Here is a 7,916-nt window from a genome sequence, read left to right on the forward strand (position 1 = left end):
GGGCCGTCCTGTTCTACGTCCGCTGGCTGTTCGAGCCGCTGGCCCCGCTGGTCGGGTCGCTCCATCTCGCGCATCTCATCGCCATGATGGCGCTGGGCGCCGGCTTTTTCGCCCTGATCGCCCTCCTGGCGCTGCGACTGACGCGGGATGATGGGGTGGGACGGGGAGCGGTGCTAGCGGGACTGTGCGCCATTCCCCTGCAATTGTCGGGCGCGGACTGGTACGCGACCCTGTTCATCCCCCATTTCCTGCCGCTGCCCACGACCGCCTTGATCCTATCGGCGGTCCTGCTGGTCCGGGGTTCAGCCTTCGGGCTGGTGGCGACCACCGCGCTCACCTGTATCCTGGTGCACGCCTATATCCCCCTGGCGCCCGGGGTGGTGGTGATCTGGGCCTATGCCCTGGCGCGCGGCCGGACCGAACGCCGCAGCGCCATGGGCCAGGGCTTCTCCCTCGCCACATGGGCTGGATGCGCGGCGATCATTGGCCTGTTCGCCCTGCCTATGGTGCTGGATGCCATTCTGAACCCGCCAGGGAACATCATCGCGATCATCCGTACGGCCCTGAGGCCACCAGCCTTCGAGCGGCGTCCCTTGGGTCAGATCGCCGCCTTGGCCCTGGGCAAATGGCTTCTGCCCCGCGATTTCCTGGTACCCCCGCTGCTCGTCGGAATCACGTTGATGATTCGCCGACGCCGCTTCCATCGCCTATGGCGGGAGGCCGCCATGATAAGCGGCCTGCTGATGGTCCTGGAAATCGTCATCATCTCCCGCAGCACCGGTTCCATTTACGCCTATATGCTGGATTTCGGCACGGCCCCGCTGCTGTTGGTCCTGATGCTTTCCATCGCGGCCCTCGTCGCGGAGGTGCCGGGACTTCCCCTGCCGAAGGGCTTGACCGCCATGCCGGCCGCCATGGTGACCGGCGTCACGGCCCTGACCCTGCTGCTGACCAGCACCGCCCATTCACCGGAATGGTTTTCCACGACCGCGACCGCGTTGATCACGGCCATCACCGACCGCAGCAAACCAGGGGACCTGGTCGCCATCCTCAACAACCGCTCTTACGGACATCCCGTCCCATTGACCGTGATGGTCGAATTGGACCGGACGGGTGTCCGTTCCTGCCTGGAGGATCGGTCGCTTCAATCCCGGCAGCTCACCATGATGACCGTCGCCGCCACGCGGGAGCGCCTATGCTCCCAGGCGCCGCAAGCGCCCGACCATATTTTCCAGCTGGAAGTGGTGGCGCCCTGCCCAACGCTAGCCACGCCAAGCTATCGCCAGGGCGAACTGGGATACCGCGCCCTCATGGCCGTCGCTCACGGCTTCGGTGTCGCGCGGCCGCCCCCCGGGACGACAGGCCGCTGCCCGGAGCAGCCTCCCGCCGATTCCATCATGCGCCATTGCCTCGGGGACCATGTCTGCTACACGCTGGAACAACTGAAGTAGGCCGCCGACACGTCAGCTCAGCGCCGTTTCGGCCCGCAGTTCCCGGATCAGGTTTTCCATGCGGCGCATGAGGCCTTCGGCCACCCGCAGCGGCACCACCACCACCTCATCCTCGGTACCGAAGCCGCCCTGGCGACGGATGACGATCTCATCCCGAGGATTGGCGTAAACCGCCACGGCGGTGGCCATGTCGGCCACGATGCTGCCCTGGTCCAGATGCCCCCATTGAAACGCGCCGGCCATATCGTCCTCCATCGCTGATGTCGCGAAAGAACAAAATAAGAACGATCAAGGCACATAACAAGAATTCTGGCAAGGGGAATTTGCGCTCCCCCCGCCGGTCCAAACCCGCTTGCCGCCCAGGTCCACCTTAACCGGGATGGATCATGTCCTCGGGCTTCACCCAGGCGTCAAACTCCGCCTCGGTCAGGAAACCCAGGGCCAGGCCGGCAGCCTTCAGGGTGGTGCCCTCGGCGTGGGCCTTCTTGGCGATCTTGGCCGCCTTGTCGTAGCCGATGTGCGGGTTCAGGGCCGTCACCAGCATCAGGCTTTGGTGCAGCGCCGTGGCGATGCGGTCCTCATTCGCCGTGATGCCCACCACGCAGTTGTCGGTGAAGCTGCGCGCCGCGTCGGCCAGCAGGCGGATGGACTGGGCCACGTTGTGGATGATGACGGGCTTGAAGACGTTCAGCTCGAAATGGCCGGTGGCGCCGGCGATGGTGACGGTGGTGTGGTTGCCCATCACCTGGGCGCACACCATGGTCATGGCTTCCGACTGCGTCGGGTTGACCTTGCCGGGCATGATGGAACTGCCGGGCTCGTTCTCCGGCAGGCTCAGCTCCCCGATGCCGCAGCGGGGACCGGAGCCCAGCAGGCGGATGTCGTTGGCCACCTTCATCAGCGACGCGGCAAGCGTGTTCAGCACGCCGGACACCTCCACCAGGCTGTCGTGCGTCGCCAGCGCCTCGAACTTGTTGGGGGCGGTCACGAAGGGCAGGCCGGTCAGGGCCGCCACCTCGGCCGCGAAGGCCACGTCGAAGCCGACCTTGGCGTTCAGGCCGGTGCCCACCGCCGTGCCGCCCTGGGCCAGACGCAGCAGCGCCGGCAGGGCCGCCTTCACCCGCTCCACCCCATAGGCCAGTTGTTGGGCATAGCCGGAGAATTCCTGGCCCAGGGTCAGCGGCGTGGCGTCCTGCAGATGGGTGCGGCCGATCTTGACGATGGCCTTGAACGCCTCGGCCTTGGCGGCCAGGGCGTCGCGCAGATGCTCCAGCGCCGGCACCAGGGTGCGGTGCAGCTCCACCGCCGCGGCGATGTGCATGGCGGTGGGAAAGCTGTCGTTGGATGATTGGCCGCGGTTCACATGATCGTTGGGATGCACCGGCGTCTTGGACCCCATCTGCCCGCCCAGCAGCTCGATAGCGCGGTTGGAGATGACCTCGTTGGCGTTCATGTTGGTCTGGGTGCCGGACCCGGTCTGCCACACCACCAGGGGGAAGTGGTCGTCCAGCTTCCCCGCCGCCACCTCCGCCGCCGCCTGGATGATGGCGCGGCCCAGCGCCGCGTCCAGCTCCCCCAGCTTCACATTGGCCTGGGCCGCCGCCTGCTTCTGGATGCCCAGGGCATGGACCAGGGCCGGCGGCATCCGCTCCCCCCCGATCTTGAAGTTGCCCAGCGACCGCTGGGTCTGGGCGCCCCAATAGCGGTCGGACGGCACCTCCAGGGGGCCGAAGCTGTCGGTTTCGGTGCGGGTGGCAGTCATCGCGGATCTCTCCAGGCTTGGAACAGACGCCCAGTCTAGCGCCACCCCCGATGTCAGCGCTTGTCGAGAATGTTGCCTATGGCGCCGAACACACCCCCCTCCTCCCGGGTTCCCACCAGGGACGAGGCCAGCATGCGGCCCGCCAGGCGGGAGAAGGGCAGGCTTTGCAGCCACACCTTGCCGGGACCGCGCAGCCGGGCGAAGAACAGGCCTTCGCCACCGAACAGCATGGACTTGATGCCGCCCACCTGCTCCACGTCGAAATCGACGTCGGCGGTCATGGCGGCCAGGCAGCCGGTGTCCACGTGGATGACCTCCCCCGGGGCCAGGGTGCGTTCCACCAGGGTGCCGCCCATGTGGATGAAGACGATGCCGTCGCCTTCCAGCTTCTGCATGATGAAGCCGTCGCCACCGAACAGGCCGGTCAGGATGCGGCGTTGGAAATAGATGCCGATCGCGACCCCACGCGCCGCCGCCAGGAAGCTGTCCTTGTGGCAGATCAGGCGCCCGCCATAGTCGGCCAGCTTCAGCGCCGAAATGGTGCCGGGATAGGGGGCGGAGAAGGCCACCGTGCCGGGGCCGGCGCCGCGCTGGGTGAAGACGGTGGTGAACAGGGTGGAGCCGGAGAGCACGCGCTTGCCCGCCCCCCACAGCTGGTCCAGCACGCTGCCGCCATCGCGGGAGGAGCCGTCGCCGAAGATGGTGGTCATGTCGACGCTGGCGTCCTTGTACAGCAGGGCGCCGGCCTCGGCGATGGCGCTGTCGCCGGGCGAAAGCGTCACCTCCACATACTGCATCTCATGGCCGTGGATGGTATAGTCCAGCGCGCTGGCCGGTCCCGGCGGCGGGGAGGCGGTGAAGGGGTTGCCGGCGCCGGCGAAGGTCCCCCAGATGCCACCACCCGGCGGCGGCGGCGGGGGCGGGGACGAGGCGGTGCCGCCGTACAGCTCCGCCACCTGGCCCACGGGCAGCCAGTCCGTAAAGCCCTCCCGCCAGCAATGCGCGCCTGGATTGGCGCGGGCGAAGTTGCGCGCCGCCGCGTCATCCAGGGGCCCCGCCTGCTGCTGACCGTTGTGGAAGAACCATTCCGTCATGGCGCTGCGCCTTTCCTTCATCTGGGGGGCCTTCCCCGGTCCCCCCGGCGCGGCCCTCGTCATCCCCACCCTTTTACCAAGATGGCCCCGCCCCCACCAGCGCTGGCCCCATTCCCGGCGGGCCATCTGGCCCCTTCGCCCCACGGTCACCGATTCACCGCCCCAATGGAATAAACGCCGCGCGGCGGCGTCTTTCCAAATGGACGCCTGCCCCATCATCGGTCTGGCCGGTTGACGGACCCGCAAGCCAGGCGTCCCCCCCTTCGCGGAGAATGGACATGGGGACGGCTGAGTCGGAGGACCGACATGAAGGGACTCATTGGCGGGATTGGGCCGGGCCGCTATGGTGCCGGCCGGCCTTCCTGTTCCGGCAAGGCCGGCTGCCATGGCCGAGGTGGGGATCGATGAGCATCTGGGGCAAGATCGTGGGCGGTGTCGCGGGCTTCGCCGTGGGCGGGCCGCTGGGCGCCCTGCTGGGCGTGGCCGCCGGCCATGCCGCCGACGCCTGGGCCTCCCAGGCCGCCCCGCCACCCGGACCGGACGGCCAGCCCGACCAGACCCGAACCGTGGCCTTCACCGTGGGCGTCATCGCCCTGGGCGCCAAGATGGCCAAGGCTGACGGCGTGGTCGCCCGGGCCGAGGTCGACGCCTTCAAGCGCGTCTTCCGCATCCCGGCGGAGGAGGCGCGCCATGTCGGCCGCGTCTTCGACCTGGCCAAGCGCGACAGCGCCGGGTTCGAGCCCTATGCCCACCAGCTGGCCGGCATGTTCCGCGACCGGCCCAAGGTGCTGGAGGACCTGCTGGGCTGCCTGTTCCATATCGCCGTGGCCGATGGCCAGCTGCACCCCGCCGAGTTGACCTTCCTGGCCGACGTCGCCCGCATCTTCGGCATTTCCGACGCCACCTTCGAAGGCATCCGCCGCATCCACGGCGGCACGGCCGCCGGCTACGCCGACCCGCTGGACGACCCCTACGCCGTGCTGGGCGTGGCGCGTACCGCCAGCGATGCGGAAATCAAGCTGGCCTGGCGCCAGGCCTTGCGCGACAACCATCCCGACACGGTCATGGCCCAAGGCCTGCCGGCGGAGTTCGTGGACATCGCCACGCGGAAGACCGCCGCGCTGAACGCCGCCTATGACAAGATCCAGAGCCAGCGGGCCGGCGCGCCCGCCGGTCCGCACCAGTAAACCGCATACTTGAGTTCATCGCTTCCATGGCACCCACCCCGCCCATCGTCGCCCTGAAGGGCGCCCAGATCGTCCTGGGCGCCACCACCCTGTTCCAGGAGGTGGACGTCGCCATCGGCCGGGGGGACAAGGTCGCCCTGGTTGGCCGCAACGGCAGCGGCAAGTCCACCCTGCTGAAGGCCCTGGCCGGTGTCGTGGATCTGGACAAGGGCGAGCGCTACATCCAGCCAGGCGCCCGCATCGGCTACCTGCACCAGGAGCCGGACTTCAGCGGCCACGCCACGGTGGCGGACTTCGTGCGCGCCGGCCAGGTGGAGGACGCGCCCTACCGCGTCGAGGCCGTGCTGGACGAGCTGAGCCTGCCCGGCGACCGGGCAGCCGGCACCCTGTCGGGCGGTGAGGCCCGCCGCGCCGCCATCGCCCAGGCCCTGGTCAGCGATCCCGACGTCCTGCTGATGGACGAGCCGACCAACCATCTGGATCTGCCGACCATCGAGTATCTGGAAAAGGCGCTGCAGGCCTTCCGCGGCGGCCTGCTGCTGATCAGCCACGACCGCACCTTCCTGAACAATCTGGCCCGCAAGACCATGTGGCTGGACCGCGGCACCATGCGGGAGACGGAGCGGCCGTTCGCCGAGTACGAGGCCTGGCGGGACGAGGTGTTCGCGGCGGAGGACCTCGCCTTCTCCAAGTTGGACCGCAAGATCGCGGTGGAGATGAAGTGGCTGCGCGAAGGCATCAGCGCCCGCCGCACCCGCAACATGGGTCGCGTCCGCGCCCTGCAGGGCCTGCGCAAGGAACGGTCGGACCGCAACCGCCAGGGCCAAGTCAAGCTGGCGGTGGCGGAGGCCGAGAACTCCGGCCGGCTGGTGATCGAAGCGACCAACATCGCCAAGAGCTTTGCGGGGCCGGAGGGCCCGCGCGTCATCGCCCGCGACTTCTCCACCCGCATTCTGCGGGGCGACCGGGTGGGCCTGATCGGCCCCAACGGTGCCGGCAAGACCACCATCCTGAAGATGCTGATGGGCGAACTGGCGCCGGACAGCGGCACCATCCGCCTGGGCACCAACCTGGAAACGGTGGTGTTCGACCAGCGCCGGGCCCAGCTTGACCCCAACCAGACCATCCGCCAGGTGCTGCTGCCCTTCGGCGGCGACAGCGTGGTGGTGGGCGGCACCCCCCGCCATGTCGCCTCATACATGCGCGATTTCCTGTTCGACCCCGGCATGCTGGAGCAGCCGACCCGGGCGCTGTCGGGCGGTGAGCGCAACCGCCTGCTGCTGGCCAAGCTGTTCGCCCAGCCCAGCAACCTGATGGTGCTGGACGAACCGACCAACGATCTGGACATGGACACGCTGGACCTGCTGGAAGAGGTCCTGAGCGATTATCCCGGCACCCTGCTGCTGGTCAGCCACGACCGTGACTTCCTGGACCGGCTGGTCACCTCCACCATCGCGGTGGAGGGGGACGGCGTGGTGGCGGAATACGCCGGCGGCTACAGCGATTACCTGATCCAGCGCCCGGCCCGCGCGGCGCCCGCCGGCGTGGCACCCAAGGCCACGGACGCGCCCCGGGCGACGGAAGCGCCCAAGGCCAAGCGCAAGCTCGGCTACAAGGAGCAGCGGGAGCTGGACCAGCTGCCGGCCCTGATGGACAAGCTGGGCGAGCAGGTGAAGAAGCTAGAGGCCAAGCTGGCCGACGCCACCCTTTATGCCCGCGACCCCGCCGCCTTCCAGAAGGCCACGTCCGACCTGGACAAGACCCATCAGGATCTGGCCACGGCCGAGGAACGCTGGCTGGAGCTGGAGGCCCTGAAGGAGGAGCTGGAGAGCGGGGCATAACTCTTCACTCCTTTACAACGTCCGGCCGATGGCCGTACAATGTGAAGCTGGAGGAACAGCATGGTTCAACCCGCAGCAAATGCCCCCCAACGCCGCACTCGCAGCGAACGGTTGGAAGCGCGCATCACCGCCGAGCAGAAAGACCTGATTGAGCGGGCGGCGGCGCTTCAGGGTCGATCGGTTACGGATTTCGTCCTGGCCAGCGTACAAGACGCAGCCCGGCGCGCCATTGACGAGCACCAGCGTCTCGAACTGTCGGTTCGGGACAGCCAGGCTTTTGTCGCGGCCCTCTGCAATCCCCAGCCTGTGAACGACCGGCTGCGCGACACCATACGTCGATATCGCGACGCCACTGGCACCTGACAGACGGCATGGCGACGGCTGATCGTGGACTTGAGTCTCTGCGGGTCGAGATGCTTGGCCCGCAGCATGACCGCAGTAGCTTCACCAGTGGCGTGGAAGCCCTGGATCGCTATTTCCGTACACAGGTCGGGCAGGATTCCCGCAAGAACATCGCCGCCCCCTTTGTCCTGGTCCTGCCTGACGGAAGTGTCGCCGGATATTACACCCTGTCTTCCACT

Annotated in this window: 7 protein-coding genes and 1 pseudogene; 5 read left to right on the top strand and 3 right to left on the bottom strand. The window is 68.1% G+C overall.

Going from position 1 to position 7,916, the window contains the following annotated elements:
• The coding region (locus I55_RS37345; protein WP_044563236.1) for a hypothetical protein at positions 1–1,451 on the top strand (1,451 nt) is incomplete at its 5' end.
• A gap of 12 nt (positions 1,452–1,463) precedes the next feature.
• On the opposite strand, the gene I55_RS24135 is transcribed toward I55_RS37345, so the two are convergent.
• The 3 genes from I55_RS24135 to I55_RS24145 form a co-directional block, all read right to left on the bottom strand.
• Positions 1,464–1,694 carry a hypothetical protein gene (locus I55_RS24135; RefSeq protein WP_148293935.1) on the bottom strand — a complete coding sequence of 77 codons (231 nt, stop codon included), beginning with the start codon at positions 1,692–1,694 and terminating at the stop codon, positions 1,464–1,466.
• Positions 1,695–1,821: 127 nt separating this feature from the next.
• Entirely contained in the window at positions 1,822–3,213 is a 1,392-nt protein-coding gene (fumC, locus tag I55_RS24140; protein WP_044563240.1) for a class II fumarate hydratase, read from the bottom strand.
• A gap of 53 nt (positions 3,214–3,266) precedes the next feature.
• A complete protein-coding gene (locus tag I55_RS24145; protein ID WP_252181294.1) occupies positions 3,267–4,328 on the bottom strand; it encodes a TIGR00266 family protein in 1,062 nt (353 codons plus the stop codon).
• A gap of 383 nt (positions 4,329–4,711) precedes the next feature.
• Between I55_RS24145 and I55_RS24150 the strand changes: the two genes are divergently transcribed.
• From I55_RS24150 to I55_RS38015, 4 genes and pseudogenes are all read left to right on the top strand, one after another.
• Positions 4,712–5,494: a TerB family tellurite resistance protein gene (locus tag I55_RS24150; protein WP_044563244.1), complete on the top strand. Its 783-nt coding sequence runs from the start codon at positions 4,712–4,714 to the stop codon at positions 5,492–5,494.
• A 26-nt stretch (positions 5,495–5,520) separates the two neighbouring features.
• A complete protein-coding gene (locus tag I55_RS24155; RefSeq protein ID WP_044563246.1) occupies positions 5,521–7,335 on the top strand; it encodes an ATP-binding cassette domain-containing protein in 1,815 nt (604 codons plus the stop codon).
• Positions 7,336–7,395: 60 nt separating this feature from the next.
• Entirely contained in the window at positions 7,396–7,698 is a 303-nt protein-coding gene (locus tag I55_RS24160) for a DUF1778 domain-containing protein (protein ID WP_044563248.1), read from the top strand.
• A gap of 8 nt (positions 7,699–7,706) precedes the next feature.
• Positions 7,707–7,916 (top strand): annotated as a pseudogene (locus I55_RS38015) (hypothetical protein); the annotation flags it as partial.

This window comes from Azospirillum sp. B4 (assembly GCF_000333275.1).
Lineage (GTDB): Bacteria > Pseudomonadota > Alphaproteobacteria > Azospirillales > Azospirillaceae > Nitrospirillum.